The organism is Microbulbifer sp. NBRC 101763, from assembly GCF_040371615.1.
GTDB classification, from domain to species: domain Bacteria; phylum Pseudomonadota; class Gammaproteobacteria; order Pseudomonadales; family Cellvibrionaceae; genus Microbulbifer; species Microbulbifer variabilis.
In genome coordinates this window covers 203,827-223,053 of record NZ_BAABQV010000006.1, presented here as the reverse complement: position 1 = coordinate 223,053, position 19,227 = coordinate 203,827, and the positions used below count along the sequence as shown (strand labels likewise).

Annotated in this window: 11 protein-coding genes; 6 read left to right on the top strand and 5 right to left on the bottom strand. The window is 47.3% G+C overall.

Translation table 11 applies throughout. The features are described 5' to 3' along the window. Positions 1-61: 61 nt before the first annotated feature. From ABWV76_RS16245 to ABWV76_RS16235, 3 genes are all read left to right on the top strand, one after another. Complete coding sequence (locus ABWV76_RS16245; RefSeq protein ID WP_353376605.1) at positions 62-1,231, top strand: hypothetical protein; 1,170 nt, start codon at positions 62-64, stop codon at positions 1,229-1,231. A 135-nt stretch (positions 1,232-1,366) separates the two neighbouring features. Beyond that, complete coding sequence (locus tag ABWV76_RS16240; RefSeq protein WP_353376604.1) at positions 1,367-2,113, top strand: aspartate/glutamate racemase family protein; 747 nt, start codon at positions 1,367-1,369, stop codon at positions 2,111-2,113. A gap of 403 nt (positions 2,114-2,516) precedes the next feature. Continuing rightward, a complete protein-coding gene (locus ABWV76_RS16235; protein ID WP_020413393.1) occupies positions 2,517-3,227 on the top strand; it encodes an SIMPL domain-containing protein in 711 nt (236 codons plus the stop codon). A 52-nt stretch (positions 3,228-3,279) separates the two neighbouring features. Here the strand turns inward: ABWV76_RS16235 and ABWV76_RS16230 are convergent, their stop codons facing one another. Beyond that, the gene (locus ABWV76_RS16230; protein ID WP_353376603.1) at positions 3,280-4,641 is read right to left on the bottom strand and encodes a metal-dependent hydrolase family protein; all 1,362 of its coding nucleotides are present in this window, start codon (positions 4,639-4,641) and stop codon (positions 3,280-3,282) included. Between the two features lie 91 nt (positions 4,642-4,732). Between ABWV76_RS16230 and ABWV76_RS16225 the strand changes: the two genes are divergently transcribed. Next, entirely contained in the window at positions 4,733-5,344 is a 612-nt protein-coding gene (locus ABWV76_RS16225; RefSeq protein WP_020413395.1) for a glutathione S-transferase family protein, read from the top strand. A 437-nt stretch (positions 5,345-5,781) separates the two neighbouring features. Here the strand turns inward: ABWV76_RS16225 and ABWV76_RS16220 are convergent, their stop codons facing one another. The 4 genes from ABWV76_RS16220 to ABWV76_RS16205 form a co-directional block, all read right to left on the bottom strand. Next, positions 5,782-6,693 carry a hypothetical protein gene (locus ABWV76_RS16220; protein WP_353376601.1) on the bottom strand — a complete coding sequence of 304 codons (912 nt, stop codon included), beginning with the start codon at positions 6,691-6,693 and terminating at the stop codon, positions 5,782-5,784. A gap of 923 nt (positions 6,694-7,616) precedes the next feature. Next, positions 7,617-8,207, bottom strand: a complete 591-nt coding sequence (locus ABWV76_RS16215) for a hypothetical protein (RefSeq protein ID WP_353376600.1) — start codon at positions 8,205-8,207, stop codon at positions 7,617-7,619. A 2,926-nt stretch (positions 8,208-11,133) separates the two neighbouring features. Continuing rightward, positions 11,134-13,950 (bottom strand): M16 family metallopeptidase, encoded by a 2,817-nt coding sequence (locus ABWV76_RS16210; protein ID WP_026305088.1) that lies wholly within the window; start codon positions 13,948-13,950, stop codon positions 11,134-11,136. A 254-nt stretch (positions 13,951-14,204) separates the two neighbouring features. Further along, positions 14,205-15,293, bottom strand: coding sequence for a Glu/Leu/Phe/Val dehydrogenase dimerization domain-containing protein (locus tag ABWV76_RS16205; protein ID WP_020413400.1), 1,089 nt, complete (start codon positions 15,291-15,293; stop codon positions 14,205-14,207). A 347-nt stretch (positions 15,294-15,640) separates the two neighbouring features. Here ABWV76_RS16205 and ABWV76_RS16200 point away from each other — a divergent pair, with 347 nt between their 5' ends. After that, positions 15,641-17,608, top strand: a complete 1,968-nt coding sequence (locus ABWV76_RS16200; RefSeq protein WP_353376598.1) for a VacB/RNase II family 3'-5' exoribonuclease — start codon at positions 15,641-15,643, stop codon at positions 17,606-17,608. A gap of 124 nt (positions 17,609-17,732) precedes the next feature. Further along, the gene (locus tag ABWV76_RS16195; RefSeq protein ID WP_353376597.1) at positions 17,733-19,205 is read left to right on the top strand and encodes an aminoacyl-histidine dipeptidase; all 1,473 of its coding nucleotides are present in this window, start codon (positions 17,733-17,735) and stop codon (positions 19,203-19,205) included. Positions 19,206-19,227 lie beyond the last annotated feature (22 nt).

Below are 19,227 nucleotides of genomic sequence, written 5' to 3'. Positions count from 1 at the left end.
TGCTATCAGGATCTAAAATCGCGGAATAATAAATAATTCAGCCTCGCGTGGCGAAAAGCAAATGTATAAGAAATTCTATCGAGCCTTTTCACAAGCCCCTAGCGGCAGCCCCTCTGCCATGTTGCATATGGCCTGCCACTCCCATCATTATTGGCCGGATATCACTCTGGAGGCGGTGCAACAATATTGGCACGATGCGGCACTGCTTGCCGACGATAAATGGGGACCCATTTTTCACGAGAAAATACCCGCCTGGCAAAATGCTGTCGCGCGCACACTACAAATTCCAGATGCCGGGCAAATCGCTATTGCCCCAAACACCCACGAATTGGTTTACCGCTTGATCAGCGCCCTGGATCCCGCCAAGCCACTGCGCATACTCACCACCGATAGCGAATTCTACAGCTTTGCACGCCAATTACAGCGACTCGAAGAATTGCCCCATGTGGAAGTAACGCGTATTCCAAAGACCCCCTATGCGACACTAGCCGAGCGCTTTGAGAGAGAGCTGCATACCCGGAACTACCAGCTGGCTTATGCCAGCCTGGTATTTTTTGATTCTGGCGTGGTATTCCCCGAGCTGCTACGTATTACTGAGCAAAAACCCGAGGAAACCGAGTTTGTTATTGATGGCTACCATGGTTTTTTTGCTCGCCCCATTGACCTGAGCAAGGTCGCAGATAAGGCCTTCTTTACTGCAGGCTCCTATAAATACCTAGGTGCCGGTGAAGGTCTGTGCTTTATGAGTATTCCATCCCAGTGTCGCTTGCGCCCGCTCAACACTGGCTGGTTTGCCGAAATGGCAGAACTTGAAAATCGCCCTGGAAGTGTCAATTACGGGGATAACTGGCTGCGTTTTGCCGGCGCCACTATGGACTATTCCTGCCTGTACAAGGGTCTTGCCATTTTCGATCTATTCCGACGCGAAGGTATCACCGTAGATAAAATCCACCGCTATGTCCTCAATGCCCAAAGCCGCTTCCTGAACACAATGGACAAAAACAGCCACCCGCTACTCAACCGGGAGCGCCTGATTCACCACGACCTGAAGGAGGGCCATGGCCACTTTTTCACGTTCGATTGCAGCACAACAGAAAACTCAGAAAAGCTACAAAAAGAGCTGAAAGCCCGAGCAGTCCTTTGCGACAGGCGCCAACATCTGCTGCGCCTGGGCTTTGCTATCTACCATGACGACAATGAAACTTATCAGCAGGTTTTTGGCTCTCCCTAAATAAATTCGCGGGCACCGTTCTGCTGACTAACATACCAAGCTAGCCAGCGGCCCGCTCAGCCTCTATTGATCCATACTCTAATCCATACTTTAGCGGGCGATATAATCTAGAAATAAGAGAGTCTGGACCTGATCATGAAGCTGCTTCTCCTCAACCCAAATACCACAGAATCTATGACGTCACTAATGGCGGGCGCCGCACAAAGGGTTGCATCTCCGCGCACCAAAATCGTAGCGACCACCGCCAAGATCGGCTTTCCTTATATTTCAAGCCGGGTCGAGGCCGAAATTATTGCTAGTGATATCCTCGAGACAATTGCTGAACACCACACACAGGTAGACGCAGTCATTATCTCTGCATTCGGGGATCCAGGTCTTATTGGTGCGCGTCAGTTATTCGACATTCCCGTGATCGGTGTTGCCGAGGCGGCAATGCTGACCGCTTGTGCGCTTGGCCAGCGCTTCTCGATAATCACATTTAGCGATAGTTTGGCGGACTGGTTTCGCGATGGTGTGCTGCGTGCCGGTCTCGAAAATCGCTTCACCGGCATTCGCCTACCTAGCGAGCGTTTCCAATCGATCGAAACCGTACAGGAAGAGCTTAGCGAAAGCTTGGTTCAGCTCGTAGAAGAAGCCGCATATACTGACCGGGCAGATGTCGCCATCCTCGCTGGAGGGCCACTCGCCGGTCTTGCCACAAAGGTTTCTGGCAGACTGCCGATTCCTGTAGTCGATCCAGTCCCTGCCGCTGTCGTGCTAGCAGAGGGTCTTGTACGGCTCAACCCAGGCATTGCCCGCGTAGGTGGTTTCGCCCGTCCGCCCGCGAAAGACACATTGGGCCTCCCCGATAGCCTCGCCAGGCGAATAGAGCACACTGACTGAGCTTCTTCCAAGCCCTCCTTATAATAATCTCTACTCTCCCGACAGCTCTGACTCATAGAATTACGGCGGCTGGATTTAGCCTGCCAGGTACAGCCTGCGATTGAGCATCCTAAAAACACATGCAGCCACGTGTTTCCAACAGATGTCGATACCTTCTTCTCCTGGGGTTTGTTATCTACCAAGAAAGATGAAACTTATCAGAAGAAATTTAGCTCTGATTAAGTTGGCAGCACTTTCCCGGCCAAGTGGCAAGCCAATATTGCCAAGCAGCTTGTCTACAGCTCCCCGATGATCCGTTATGCTGACCTTCTTGCTCAGCTGCGGTTCAGAAAGGCACTGATAGTATTTGGCGCCTAATGCATCGGAGTGATGCCAAATCCATAGCGATTGATAAGGAAAAATCATGAAGTTAGTAAAATTCTCGACAATCACAGTGCTTACTCTGCTTATCGCCGCTTGCGGAAATGGGCAGGCTCCCTCCGAACGGGGAACCCTGGTCTCTATTGCGGCTCACGGTGAAGCCAGCCAGATACCAGATGTAGCCAATATTTCCGTGGGCGTGGTAACAGAAGCCCAAGACAGCAAAAAGGCCATGAGTGATAACGCTGAACAAATGGAATCACTGATGGCGGCGATAAAGAAAGCGGGTATCGCCAAGAAAGATATCCAAACCAGCGGTATCAGCCTTTCTCCCCGCTATCGCTACCAACAAAATCAAACCCCGAAAATAGTGGGCTATACAGCGCGGAATACGGTGAGCGTTAAAGTGCGTAAACTGGATAAACTGGGCCAGGTACTGGACGGTTTGGCAGCTGCTGGAGCAAACCAAATTCACGGCCCAAGTTTTGAAATCGGCGAACCTGGCCCGGTCAAAGCGGAAGCCCGTGAAAAGGCCCTCTTAGATGCCCAGGAGCGAGCTACTATCTATGCAAAAGCCCTGGGAATGAAAGTTCGAAGAATTGTTAGTATTTCTGAAAATGGCAATGGCGGTATGCCCCGCCCGATGATGCTGCGCAGTGACATGGCGGTAAAGGAAAGCGCTTCAACCCCAATCTCTCCCGGTGAGACGACCCTTTCCGTAAATCTTGAGCTGGTATTCGAACTGGAAGACTAAGACAAGCTTTCCGGCTCCACCAATATTTTATGGGGCCGGAAATCTGTTCCCTTCAGCTCTCGCCCACACCCTCGATAAATACCTCAACCGCAGGTTCGCTGGGCTCCTTAAATACTTTGCCCCCTTTCATTACAAATTGCACCCGCTGCAATTCGGAAATATCCTCCAGGGGATTGCCCGCGACTGCGATAATATCGGCAATTTTACCCTCGCTGATGCTACCCAGTTCATCCTGTACCTGCAGAAGTTGAGCCGCATTCCACGTGGCCGAACGGATAGCGTCTGCTGGCGTCATACCACCTTGCACCATCAGTACAAACTCCCGAGCATTCTCTCCGTGCCTGGTGACCCCTGTATCGGTGCCAAAAGCAATTTTGACACCGCGCTTATAAGCTTTGGAAAAAGTATCCTGCATTAACGGGCCCATAGTTGCTGCCTTGGGGCGCACAATATCTGGCAGGAACCCTTCGATTGCAGATTTTTCAGTCACCCACTCCCCCGCCATGAGTGTCGGTACAAACCAGGTACTATTGCGCCGCATCAGGTCCATTACTTCTTCATCCATGTAGGTGCCGTGCTCAATTGAATCCACTCCAGCACGGATCGCACGTATCATCCCCTCCTTGCCATGGGCATGCACCGCCACGGTAAAACCATAGTCCTTAGCCGCTGCAACAATGGCCTCAAGCTCATCCTGCATAAACTGTGGGTTCTGTCCGCTTTTGGCAACACTCAAGACACCACCGGTTGCAGTAATCTTGATTAGATCTGCACCATCTTTATAGCGCTGACGTATTGCCTTACGAGCAGAGATTGGGCCATCGACAACACCATCGACCGGGCCGGGATTACCAACCAGATCTTCACGGCGTCCATTTGTGGGGTCCGCATGGCCACCGGTGGTAGCAATTGACTTACCCGCAGTATAAATTCTCGGCCCCTCAATCGTGCCAGCTTCAATAGCCCGGCGCAAGCTCACGGTTACATTATCGTGATCACCAAGATTGCGTATAGTAGTAAAACCCGCTTGTAATGTGCGATTAGCTGCATCTACACTGCGCAGAGCAAAGTCTGCCGGATTCCAGGTATAGGACTCCACGTAAGCGCGAGGACCAAACTCATAAGTAAGATGGCTATGCATATCCATAAGCCCTGGCAATACGGTGTACTCGCGCAGATCTACCAAGGACTCCCTATCCCGCTTGGCAAATCCTTTTTGTACCGATTCAATCCGGCCACCCACCACATGAATGGTGCGATTTTCCAATAATTTTCCATTAGTGCTGTCGAACATTTTCCCCGCATAAATAGCGATACTCTCTGCAGATACCGGCAGGCTGAAGAATCCTACACAAACCGCCACGGCAGTGGCGGTGCGGCGAAAGAAGCTGTTTCTCTTGGCACTTGTGGTCATTGTCCTCACCAGTAAGTCTCTCTTAGATTTGAACTGTTTTTATTGGAAATCGTACAATTTACCGTAATCGCCAAGGCGAGAGGAAGCCCCTATGAAAATCTATGAGTTTGCGAGTGCACCCAATTGCCGCCGAGTTCGTATGTACTTGGCTGAAAAAGGCATTGATGTAGAGTTTGCTCCTGTGGATATTACCAAGGGGGAAAATCTCACCCCAGAATTTCGCAGCAAGGATATCAATAAAAAAGTACCGGTTTTGGAGTTGGACGATGGCGCCCACATTGCCGAATCTGTGGCTATCCAGCGTTACTTCGAGGAATTACACCCAACCCCTCCCCTTTTCGGGCGAAATGCTAAAGAAAAAGCCCTGGTGGAGATGTGGAATCGTCGCGCTGATTTTAATTTGATGTTCGCCGTTGGGATGTGCTTTCAGCATGTTTCCGGATTTTTTAAAGACCGTATGAATGTCTACCCAGAGTTTGGTGAGGATGCAGGTAAACGCGCCCTGAAGTTTATGAGCGTTTTAAACGATCACTTTTCCGATAGTGAATACCTGGTTGGCGACTATTTTTCAGTCGCGGACATCAGTATGGTTTGTAGTCTGGACTTCGGCAAAGTTCAAAATCTGCGCCCGAATGAAGAAAAGCACCCCCACCTGATTCGCTGGCGCGAGCAGCTCAAGAAGCGCCCCAGCTTTAAGGTATGACTAAATCACACAACTAATTTCACTTCATAAAGATAAAGACTATCGCCCCATATAAATAGCGTGGGGCGAATTTATCGAGAAAGAACCTGAAATTACAACAGCATAGATTTCATTCAAACAAACAAGTCATCATCCGACTAATATTTAGGGTTACTCTAACAATTAAGCTTCTCTAGATTTCACCACCTTCAGGTCTCCATAAGTTACCATCAACAAATATAGAGGAAACGTCGCAAGTTCAGTCGACAGATTATGGATAGAGTTTTCGACAAAATTAACTTGAACCCAGACATTGAAAATTGTAAGAGATTGCCCAATAAGATAGCAACTGTGAGGCTATGACTGTACGAAAACTACCAATGTATTGAAATCTATTAAGAAACTCCTGAGGAGGGTGGCTACTAACAGAATTTGCCTAATACGCTCACCAAAAAAACCTATATTAAACCAATATCAGTAAGAGCATCCTTCAGTGCCTGCTGATTATCATCCAAAGACCAACCTAATATTGACTGACTTAGTTGTCCGTCGTGAAAGAAGTAAAACGCCGGCGTACCCAAATTAGCATCTAAGAAAGACCACGATGATGAATTATATATCAAGCCGACCGGTAATTTTGGATAAGTTTGCATCCAGTTTTTATGCTGCTCAACTTGCAGACTTCCGCCTGGCTGGGTAAGCCAAACAGAATGCTTAAAAAACATCTTTTTAAATTGTACATCATCACTAATATAATTTGCTGCAGCCCTGGAAAAACGACATCCAGGATTTGAAATAACTAAAATAAAAGGACCCTGTGAAGGAATCTCAAAAGCACGCTGCTTAAGCGACGAATTTTCAAATTCCAAAATAAATGGCTTTTCGAGCGCCAGGTCATTAACCCTGTTAATTTTAGGCAAATATTCCAAATATTTTAATTTCTTTTCGTCAACCATACTTCTGGCTAATTCGAACTGCCCAGCGGCAACATAGGCTTTTTGCAAATCAGCATAATGCCGTTTCTTTACAAATTCTTTTCTTTCAAGAAACTCCAATAGCCTACGCAAATCACGGGTATAATTAACCTGAGGATCATAAAAATTGACAACCGTTACAGCTCTAAATAAATATTCTAGATCCAGCTGTCTTAGCTGCTCCTCACCAAGGTTAGCTATAATTGGTTTAAAATTCTCTAGATATAGACTCTCAGCTACCTCCCTTCTTTCCTTAATTGAGCCAAGCTCTACATTAGAATAAATTTCATTCAACTGATCGTAACGATCCTTGATAGAAGTGTTACTACTTGCCCATATCTCCACCACGCTTAAAAAGGGCAGCATAAACAGTATCATTACGGGTGTTTTTTTCATTATGATGTCCTAGCTTTATGATAATCCCTTCCGGCTCAGAAATCCGTTTTCGACTGCGTCTGATATATAGCCCTGAAAAAGGAAGCCTTTCAAAGACTGAGCGTGTGACACAACATTTAACACCTTTAAGAAAAGTTCATCCATAGAACCAAACCACCAATACATGGACACATAATTTAAATTACACTAAGGTGTTCTACCGAAATATATAGATTCTTAATTATTCCGGACAGGAAAACTAATTTTTCTATCTTCGCCTGTATACGCAATCAGCATCCTTCTACCAGCCAAGCACAACAATACTTTGGTAGTTTTATTATAAACTGTAATTTTCTTGCCCAGAACACCTAATTGGTTAAAGCAATGCAAACCTGTATCAAAATTCACCTTGCTACTATATTTCCGTGGAAATATGCACTCGAAGCTATTTTATTTAGCCACTGAAAGATCTTCAACAATGAATATCTCGTTAGCATAGATTGACTTTCGACCAACGCTAATTATCTATTGGCTACTGAACATCTAAAGTTAAGATGGCACTCGATTTAAAGCCATACTGTAATTCACAGTATTGTCATTACAATATTAGTCCAGTCCTGCCACCCTACTACCCGCCAAGATTCTTCCACAAAGATGCAGACAACTGGAACACTGATTTTCAAGTAGCAATAGCAGCCCTAGCCTTGAATCTATAGCAACACCGCCTTTGAACTGCACCTGTCAATATTCATGTGTTTTGACGTAGTTTTCGAACCTTTAGCCTGCTATAGCTTTTCTAGCAATCTACAGCAAAAATTGAACTCAGAAGGCAGGCCGATCCTATGACAGCTCCAGAGAAACTATCCTGCCCCAACCACTGGGCGAAGGCAGGATAAACCGTGTAGATTAGTAGCGTCCTAATAAGCTAGCTTTAAATCCGCAGATTAGGGATAATTACACGTCCGTGAATTGCACATAGAGCGCGCCTGCTTTGCACAATAACGAATCGGCCAGCCACCCATATCTACGTCAGACTTACAAGTATAATCTTCGACCCACTCCCAATTAAGAGAGAGTGCAGCTTCAGCTCGCTCTGCTATCGCTCTGTCTTTTTCTGATTCCACAGTTAAATTTTTCATCGCCAAGGTAAATGACTGCAAACCAAATAATTCAAGGATATCATGTACTTCTGTTGCTGTTGGCCCATATTCTAACATCCCGTAATCAAACCCAGCCAAACCCTTGTCGGTGAATTTTAAGCTGTTGATAAATAGCTCTCGCTCTATTTCTGGCAACTTCCCGAGGGGCGTCTTTTCCACTGGATTAGCCACCAGATAATGATTTAAGTCTGACTCACTTTTGATTGGAGCATTCAAGAATTCAACCTGCCTCTTTAAAGACAAAATTTCCTCTTGAAGCTTAAGGAGAGCACTGTTCTCTTGAGCACCTAAAGAAACATCCTTAGAAAATACCTGCTGAGAAAATACAACAAGCAAAAGTGCAAACGTTGTACCAATTAGCCTTAAATTTTTCATACTTCAATTCCTTTGAATAATCATATTTTTGCACCAAAGAAAAGTTAACAGTAACTTTTCCGGGCCGTAACTTACCAACCACATAAAAAAATGTAAAGGTTAATTATGTGCGAGACCTTCGCAAAAACTCAGCTTTACGATGGGTAATATTAAATTCCATCATGACAACCTTTCTAACAGATAGACTTATTTCCAGAACCCTCCCACCTACATACCAGCCGAACAATCATCGTAAACCATGTCGAACTTTTTATCGCAATCATATACTGGTGACAACCGGGAATTATCCATTTCAAACCTTAAGCTTTAACGGAACAGAAATTATGCTGGCTACGAATCCCATTATCTTTCCGCACAGCCCCCCATAATTGGCACCCCAAAATTCACGAGGAACCATTTTAGCCACTTCCACCTAATTTATTTCAATTTCAGTAAAGCAGAACCCTCAAATCATACCTTTTTGTGAACTTCATTTTTATATCCGCCATGTACAAAATACCTCTTGCTTTGAGTCGATTTCGTAGCACACTAATAGGCGAAGTGAAATGAAAAACTCCTGGATATTCTAAACATAAAAGCTCTAGAATGATAAATATAAGCATCCTTCCCCCCCTTACAGACTCACCCCCTTAATTTCACCATCACAAATTACTATTTAATTTAAGGTGCAAATGATGTTACCCAACCACGATAAAATTTATAGAAGACACTAGAGTTAAGCTAATTATAGGAATCAACAAGCAAGGGGACAGGGCTCTCAGATTGCGCTCCTAATTTGAATATGACCCCAACTATCTTAAGCTAGACACTCTAGGTAGGAAATTCCTCACAAGCCTTAGCATGTTGATGACGAGAAATAATCTTAAGCGCCATCAGCATTGAATTAGCGGCGCAAATCAAACTGAAGTGCAGACATAGAGCTTGACTACCATAAATAGAAAATAAGTACAGAAATTATTTTCAGGCCACTGCACAGGATCCAGCTTATTATTCCGTTAATTTTGCCAACCCCTGAAAGCCGTCCCTTAATAAACCTCAGACCCCCTCAACGCTTTAACTCAGCAACTCATAACTTCGCTGGATAGAAACTTAAATAACACCCTCGAATGACCCTCAACTAAATAGTATTTAGAGACAGCTAACTGGCCGCCCTTAGCATATATCTCAATCTGGCAGGCTCAACTGAAAAGTTGGTTATTTTACTTTGCAAATACAACCTTAAACACCATCATCGTAACGAGATAAATTTTCCTGGAAAAATAGATCGTATCAATTTTGATTTAAGCAGCTTTCTCGTTCCGAACTTCAAAAAACAACTTGTATAACAATTGCACACCTTTAAAACCATCAAATGATTCATTTAAGAACCTTGTAATCGGACAATACATTCAAAAATGATAGATTTCTTACCTGAAGGACCAACTCGAAAATAGCAAAGTTTTAATTATCGACCTGTATATCAATTGGACTCACTAGAAAGTTGGAGTATTATTGCTCCCCACAATATCATTGCCAGTGGCCTCATCTTTTAGCAAACCAGGAAATAGCATAACCAACCTTTGCATGCCCCTGGTTAATTAAAGACAGCTTGGATCTCAAACTGTTTTTTTCAAGAGGTAGTAGGATTCCTGATCGACAACAATGAAGCAAGTTAAAACAGGTCTGATAAACTACCCCAAAATGTATGATATGCTTTGACACAGGATTCACAATCATCCAGCCTGCGCGACCTTTCCGGGAAGGCAAACCCCTCTTTCAATTTGACAATCACTTCATTTATCGATGGTATGCAAATCAAATAATCGTGACACTCTTAATCAAAAGAGTTCTTTTGGCAGCTATATATAGTTATTACCTATTCTGAGGTTGAAAATTATCCCTCTTGCTCGGCAAATGATCACCAAAGGTTTTCCCTGCCTCATGCGGGACTTATACGCTGTCCTGCTACCCATACTTTCTGGTTTTGCCCACTATTAATACCGACACCCTCAACAGGATTTGTATTTATGAAAGCCTGTATTGTTGAATAACAACTCCAAGAGATGATCAGGGTCTTTAAACCATACAGTGCCCAACCAAAGGAACACATTGAAATTACGTGAATTAAAATACTATTTTTCCGGCAACTCCAACCCCAATTCGCACCCCCGTAAAAAATAGATATTATTTCCTTCTTCTATCTGCTTTCGAAATCAATAAGTGGCGATTTATACAGACTTTGATGTTAAACAGAAAACATATACACTTAGCTTCGAAAAAATTAGATGAATGACCATCCAGCAGCGGATTACTTGTAATCTAGTTAGCCCGCCAGAGAGAGCTCATGCGCCCAGACTTTGCACATATCTATGTCAATAGGACTGTGACCAGGCTTAACATCTATAAGGTAACCGGCTGTGGAGATGAGATTTTCAGCCCCTCCCAGAGCCAACAAAGAAGCTGACCGCCTGGAAAACTGCGCGTACGATACTATCCGCACCTTGAAAATGGACTGCATTCGTAGATATTGACATATCCCATGCTACCGTTGATTCACCCAGCCTTCCTCCAGAGTAGATGGGGGCGGCAGCATAACAATCAACCTAAGCAAGTTGAACAATAAGACTCATGAAACACCTGTAATGCAAAAAATAATTTATAGTAGCCTCTTAATACATCTAGAAGTTAAGGCACCCAAACTAACCCTGCAGCTTCTGTTAAATTGTTTGGCATCAAAGCCGCGTAAAATCGATGGGCATTTATTCATTTCACAGGCTTTGGTTGAGCTCGCCCCCCATAACCATTCACTAATCGGTTCTAGCAGAGATATTCGAATTGCAAATCAAGCATTCAAGTACTTATTTATCGTAGAAAGTTTTTAAATATGCGCTACAAACTCAGGTTGAAAAAGGCCATAAAAGGCCTTTTTCAAAAGTCTGATAAAGCCCTAATCCTTTGAAGGCAGAACTTCTACCGGGCCAATATCCAGCGCCTCTACTTCTCCCTTGATCTTATCCAGGTCTCCAACAATGACCCAGGTAAATTGCTCGGGGGCCAGGAATTCCTGTGCCGAGGCTTCAACTTTATCGGTATCAAGCGCGGCCACCCGCTGTGGGTACTCAGCGATATACTCCTCCGGCAGCCCCTTTTCTACCTGCCAATTAATACTGGAAAGCAATTGCCCCTTGGTTTGGAAGCGTGCACTCTGCTTGAGTACCTCATCATTTCGGTAATCTTCGAGCTCCTTCTCCGTAATTGGACGATCACTGAGATAATCCCGATACTCTTTCACCAACTCCTGTATTGCTGGTGCGGTTTTATCCGTTTGCACTGGCGCGAACAAAATGTAGGGACGCTGGCCTTCTGTATCCATAGAAACAGCGCGAGCTCCATATGACCAGTGCTTATCTTCACGCAGATTCATATTTACTCGGGAAGTAAATTTCCCTGCGATAATATTGGCCATTGCATCGAAGGCCTCAGCACCTTGGGGTTGCCAGGGAGGCATAACCAAACCGGCCATGATAAAACTCTGCTGCGCTCCTGGGCGATCCAGCAAATACACTCGGGCTTTTTCGGGACGCTCAACTTTAGCCACTTCAATTTTTGGTAATTCAGTTTTAGGTGCCTTCCAACCACCCAGTGTTTCGTTCAGTAATGGCTCAATTTCTTTTTCCGTTACATCCCCCACAACCGTCAGAGTGGCGTTATCCGGTCTCACCCAGGTTTTCTGGAAGTTCACCAGATCTTCCCGGGTTATTGACTTTATCCCCTCGGGAGTACCGGAACCGGTCAACGGTGAACCGTAGGGATGATCTGGACCAAACAGCAACGGCGGCAGCTCACGCAGAGCCAAGCCCTGGGGCTGTGCCTTTTCCTGGGCTATGGCATCCAAGCGGTTGGATTTTACCCTTTCAAGATCCGACTCAGGGAAACGGGGCTCAGTCACCACTTTGGCAAACAACTTCAAAGAGGGCTCCAACTGGGTCTTGAGGGCGCTCATACTGATGGAGTTGTAATCCAGTCCGCTCCCCCCGCCAATACTCACCCCAAGCTCCTCAGAGCGCGCACTAAACTCCAGACTGTCGAGGTCTCCAGCACCCTCATTTAACATTTGAGCAGTCACAGAGGCGAGACCAGGTTTATTCTGATCGGCAGAGGCCCCACTGCGGAACTGCAAGTTCATCAATACCACAGGCGTATCATGACGCTCCGCCAGAACCACCTTGAGGCCATTTTTCAATGTAAATTCGCGCTGCTTGGGCAACTCCAACTCTACATTCTTATCGACCTCTGGCAATTTGCTGCGGTCGGCACCCTCTGTGGCGGCGGTGTACTTTTTCTCGGGCTCAATGATCAGGGTATAGGAATCATCCTTTAGCCACTGCTTTGCCACATCCTGCACCTCAAGCGCGGAAACTTTGGCATAATCTTCCACACCTTTAAGCAGGGCCCCAGGATCCCCATAATAAAATTCAGAGCGGGCAAGAATATCGCTCTTGCCACCAAAGCCACCGGTTTTTTCCAGCCCCTTCACCAACCCGGCAAATTCTCCCTGCTTAACTCGGCGTAGCTCCTCTGCGCTCACCCCGTTTTTCGCAAATTCTCTCAATTCTTTATTCAAAAGTTTTTCAACTTTATCGAGGGACTGCCCAGGTTTCACATCGACAATAATCATCAACTGCCCAGCCAGCTGGCGCCCATAATAAAAAGCGCTCACACTCGTCGCTACTTGCTCATCCCGCACCAAGCGACGATAAAGTAGTGAATTTTTTCGGTTAGCCAACAAGGAGGTCATCAGCTCAAGTGCGTGCTCCTCATTACTACCTACCGCAGGAACATTCCAAACTTTGTAAATACGAGTTTGCGGCACCTGGTCTCGTACCACCTCCCGTTTTTTAACCTGGGTAGGCAGTTCCCAGTTTTTAATTCGCGGTTGTACTCCTGTGCTGGGTATATCGCCAAAATACTTGCGCGCCTTGTCCATAGCCTCATCAACACTGACATCGCCAGCAATTACCAAAGTGGCATTTGCCGGTTGGTAGTGATCTGCAAACCACTTTTTCACATCCTCCAGGCTGGCATTATCCAGGTCTTCCATTGATCCAATTGGCGTCCAGGAGTAAGGATGATCTGCCGGAAAAGTACTCTTGGCAATAATGTCGAAAGCCTTTCCATAGGGAGCATTCTCCCCCTGGCGCTTCTCGTTTTTTACCACTCCACGCTGTTCATCCAAAACTTCCTGGGTGATAGCGCCCTTGAAGTGGCCCATTCGGTCAGACTCCATCCACAGAGCCATATCCAGGGCACCTTTAGGCACAGTAGCAAAGTAGTTGGTGCGATCATTATTAGTGGTGCCATTCATATCCGTAGCACCTGAGCGCTGGAAAGGCTCGAAGTATTCACCTGGATAGTTCTCACTGCCGTTGAACATCAGGTGCTCAAACAGATGTGCGAAGCCAGTTTTGCCCTGCGGTTCATCCTTGGAGCCCACTTTGTACCAGATATTGGTGGAGACAACCGGGGCTTTGCGATCCTCGTGCACTATCACCGTCAGCCCATTGGGCAGAACTTCTTTGTGATAGGGGATATCCAGCTCCGGCGGCGGTACATAGGCCTCTTTATCGGTGGCTGCTGCCTTGCTGCTGGCAGCGGCTTCTTTATCCACAGATAACGCATGGGGTGTATCGTCGACAGACTTGCCGCAACCGGCAAGACCTGCAGTGGCAATAACGACACTGATAAGTACTGGACGCAAGTCCATATTGTCACTCCCTCTTAATAACCGCGGCTTCAGGATGGCAAGTTTAGGCCAGGATTCACTCCTGATATCTGCTAAACCCTCAGCACATTCAAACAGTGGATCTGGCATCTTACCCGGTTGCCAGATCGATCGGACAAATATCAGACAAAAAAATGGGCACCGAAGTGCCCAAAAAATACATCACAGAGAGAAATGATCATAGCAATCGCCTGTGGCGATCAGGTCACCGACACTTCTCTTGCGTTAAACTGCTGTTATGCGGCTACAGTGCCGGATTTATTCTCGGTATCGCCAGTCACAGAATGGTGGCCAAAACGCTCTTCGGCTATACGGTCAGCAACATGTGCCGTAGTCTCACCAGTCTCATCCGCACGTACAAACACCTCTTTCATAGTGCTGCCAATTTCTTCAATGTGCGCACGCACCTCATCAGCGTTGTAGTCGCCTTTCTGCTGGTAGTACACATCGATTATTCCACCGGCATTAATTACATAGTCCGGGGCGTAGAGGATTCCCTTCTCACGCAATGCTTCTGCGTGACGCTCTTCAGCTAACTGGTTATTTGCCGCACCGGCCACCGCACCAACTTTTAGACGGGAAATAGTGTCATCATTGAGGATCGCACCCATGGCACAGGGAGCAAATAGATCCACATCGAGGTCAAAGATCTCATCAGCGGTTACAGCAATCGCGCCCAGCTCAGTCACTGCGCGATCAATGTTGTCCTGGAAGATATCGGTAACGAACAGCTCCGCACCGGCATCTTTCAGCAGCTTAGCGAGGCGGAAACCCACATTACCAACGCCCTGGATGGAAACTTTCAGGCCGGTAAGGTCAGTTTTACCCCAGCGATGTTCCACCGCAGCTTTAAGGCCCACAAATACACCGTAGGCTGTAGAAGGAGACGGATCACCACCGTATTCAGAGCCCGCAAACAGTCCGGATACATATTCGGTGGTCTCACCAATCACACTCATGTCAGCGACACTAGTGCCGGAGTCCTCAGCGGTGATATAGCGACCACCGAGGGTATTGATAAATTCGCCCATGGCGCGCAGCAACTCAGGAGTCTTTTCCTTGCGTGGATCACCGATGATCACAGATTTCCCGCCGCCGAGCTTTAACCCCGCCATTGCAGACTTATAAGTCATGCCTCGGGAGAGGCGCAATACATCATTCAGTGCCTCACCATCATCGGCGTATGGCCACATGCGACAGCCACCCAGTGAGGGACCTAAATTCGTATTGTGTACCGCGATAATTGCCTTGAGTCCGCTCTTAGCATCTTGGTAAAACGCCACTTGTTCGTGTTTATCGTAGGCGGAATGGGAAAAAATACTCATTAACTGTTCCTCTCCGGAAGGCCGGTTCTACAGCTGGGGAACAACCACAGCCCTTATCTGTTTTTATTCAGGGGTAAGATTATATCCACCTTCGACAGATAAAGTTTGCATATTTTGCACATAACCACAAAGCAATAGCTAAATTGTCACATAAAGCATATTTTTTTAGGATAAACGACCTTGCGAAAATATAGTCGCCTAAGCGGTCAGCAATCCTGACCTCCCCTTCAACCCACCGCGCGGCCCCATTAGCACAGGGATACTTTCTTCCACTACCGGACTCCGTTACATCGTGTCAGCATGGTCTGGTAGAATCCGCGCCCAAATCGACCCGAGAGATAAACTCGATGCTGAATGCCGACGCTCTGAAACAACTTTCACAACTGAAAACAGATATTCGCTCCAGTAAGGACTTTGCCGAAGGCCGGGTACGCGGCAGCAATGGCAAATTTGGCTTCGTGGAGCTGGAGGATGGACGGGAGGCCTTTCTGCCACCCAACGAAATGGAACGTGTTTTCCCAGGTGACCGGGTTCGCGTCTGCATTACAAAGGAGAGCAAAGGCAAACTGACAGCCGAATTAGATGCCCTACTCGACAGCCAGCTGGATTACCTGGTTGGCCAATATGTACAGCGAGGTCAAGGGCACTTTATCCAGCCCACTCAGAATGGCCTGTCTCGATGGATTTTCCTGCCTCCTAAAGCAAGGGGCAAGGCACAGCCAGGCGAATTTATCGCCTGCAAAGTCAATCGTCATCCCTTTAAGGACGGGCGCGCCCAGGCAAAAGTTGAGACTGTTATCGGTAAACCAGAAATGCCTGGCATTGAGCATGCCTATGTAGTGGCCCAATACAAGCTACCTGAGCAGTTTGGCCCGGCAGCGGAGAAACAGGCTAAAACCATTTCTGAACAGATTGTCACCAATACCTCTGAGCGCACCGACTTATCCGAATTGGGCTTTGTCACTATTGATGCGGAAACCACCCGCGATATGGACGATGCCCTCGCCGTTACGCCTAGCGAAAACGGCTGGACCCTGCATATCGCCATTGCCGACCCCTCAAGTGCTATCACCGAGGGCAGCCCATTGGATCTCGAGGCGTTTAAGCGCGCCCACAGCCAGTATCTCCCTGGCGAAACTCTGCCTATGCTGCCGCGCAGCCTATGTGAGGACCTTTTTTCCCTGATACCTAATGAGTTGCGCCCTGCACTGGTAGTACACATCGATATCGACAGCGACGGTAAAATTATTTCAAGCCGCTATGAATTTGCCGCAATTCGCTCCCAATATAAATTGAGCTACAACCAGGTAAGCCAACTCATAGAGGGAGATGAGTCCGCGGTACCGGAAGCGCAAAAAGAAAGCTTGCGCAACCTTGCCGCTCTGTATGAGGCCCGCGCCAAATATCGCGCAGGGCACTCCCTGGCAATGGAAGAGCGCCCTGACTATGAAATTCACCTCAACAAAGAGCGCAAGATCGAGCGTATTGAGAAGCAGGAGCGCAATATTGCCCAGCGCATGGTTGAGGAAGCTATGCTCGCCACCAATATCTGCATCGGAGCAAAACTGGCAGAATTACAGCAGGGCTGCTTCTCAGTACACCTGGGTTTTCGCGAAGAGCGGATGGGCGAAGTAAGAAGCCTTCTAAAGGAATTACTCCCAGAACATGCGGAAAACGATCTCAGCCAATTGCAGAACTATTTAGCGCTGGTTAAACACCTGGAGAGCCATGAAGATGCGCAAATGCGCAACCTTCTCGCAGTGCTGAAGCGCATGCTGCGTCCCGGCCAGCTCAACAACAACTCCGGTGCGCACCTGGGTCTGGGACTTGAGGCCTACGCCACCGTAACCTCACCCATTCGCAAGTACAACGACCTGTATAACCACCGCGTACTGCGCGCAGCATCTGAGAATAGTCCTGCGAAAACACTGAGCGACACAGAAATCGAGAGCCTGCAAGATAGCCTGCTCCGTGGACGCCAAGCCAATCGAGCCCTCGAACAATGGCTTTACACTCAGTTTATGCAGGATAAAGTAGGTCAGGATTTTACTGGCAAGATTGTCCTGGTTAATGGAGCTGGGCTGGGCGTACGCTTGGACCAATACGGCATTGATGGATTTGTCCGCTTGAACGGCGATAAAAAGAATCTACCCACATTTGACGGCAAACACTTAACACTCACCCACAATGAGCAAAGTTTTCAGTTAGAGCAGACCGTCAATGTCAAAGTTACTGCGGTGGACATAGATAAACGCCGCATTGCACTCGAGCTTTTGTCAGAGAGCTCGGTAACTGAAGAGGCCCCACAAAAGTAACGACGAGCAACATCCAAAGAGCCCGGCAAATGCCGGGCTCTTTCCTGTTACCTCTTGGTCGACCCCATAAACAGGTTTTACAGGAAACGACAATTAATCCCATAAGAATGATTTGAGGCCACCAATGAGCAATATTGCTGAGCTGAACCCTACCCCTCTCTGGAAACACTTCGCCAAACTTTGTGAAATCCCCCGCCCTTCCAAGCATGAAGATAGAGTTGTTGAGCACATTGTCGATTTCGCCAAAACCCGCGGCCTGGATGTGCAGCTGGATGAGATTGGCAATGTTATTATCAAAAAGCCGGCAACACCGGGCATGGAAAATCATCAAACTCTGGCGCTGCAAAGCCATGTCGACATGGTGCCGCAAAAAAATGCGGATACTGAACACGATTTCCTCACCGACCCTATCAAACCGCATGTTGATGGTGAGTGGATTACCGCCGAAGGCACTACCCTTGGAGCCGACAATGGCATCGGCGTCGCCGCCATTCTTGCCTTGATGGAGTCTACAGATATCCCCCACCCCGCCCTGGAAGCTCTGCTCACCATCGATGAAGAAGCGGGCATGACCGGTGCTAAGAACCTGCAGCCAGGCTACTTCGAAGCCGATCTGCTGTTAAACCTCGACACTGAAGACGAAGGTGAACTCTACATTGGCTGTGCCGGTGGTATCGATGTCAATGCAGCTCTGCCCTACAAGGCAATACCTGTGGCAGCTGGCAGTCAGGCATATAAACTGTCTGTACGCGGCCTGCGCGGAGGCCACTCAGGGCTGGATATTGATAAGGGACGTGGCAATGCCAATAAGATTGCCAACCGCATTATCGATGCCGCCCTACGTGAAATTCCTTCTTTGAGAATCGCTACATTAGATGGGGGAAGCTTGCGCAATGCCATTCCCCGAGAGTCATTTAGTACCCTCGTAGTTCCTGCTGACAACCAGGAGCAACTACAAACAGTTGTCCATACTGAAAGCGCACAAATTGCGCGGGAGCTGGATAACGAAGCGGCACTGGAAGTTAGCCTGGAGAGCACCGATACACCACTCAATACAATGGATATCACGAGTCAACAAAAGCTGATTCGCGCAATTCGCTGCTGCCCCAATGGCGTGGAGCGCATGAGTACCGCACTGGAAGGTATTGCTGACACTTCCAACAATTTGGCCCGCGTGGTCACTATAGAAAAAGACGGCCAACACCGGGTTCAAATACAGTGCCTGGTACGCAGCCTTTCTGATAGTGCTAGGGATCAGCACAGCCTGGATGTAGCCGCTACTTTTGAATTGGCCGGTGCAGAAACCAAACTGGATAATTCATACCCCGGCTGGACGCCAAACCCCAACTCACCACTACTCGCGATGATGAAGGGTGTTTACAAAGAAATGACCGGAGAAGAGCCTGAAGTGAAAGTGATCCACGCCGGCCTGGAGTGTGGCCTTCTAGCCAAACCTTACCCCAATTGGGATATGGTCTCATTCGGCCCCACCATTCGCCGCGCCCACTCGCCAGAAGAGAGAGTACACATCCAAAGTGTCGCCAACTTTTGGGATTACTTTATTAAAGTTGTTCAGGCAATCCCAACTAAAAACTAAACTCCCTTTCGTGCCTATTAAT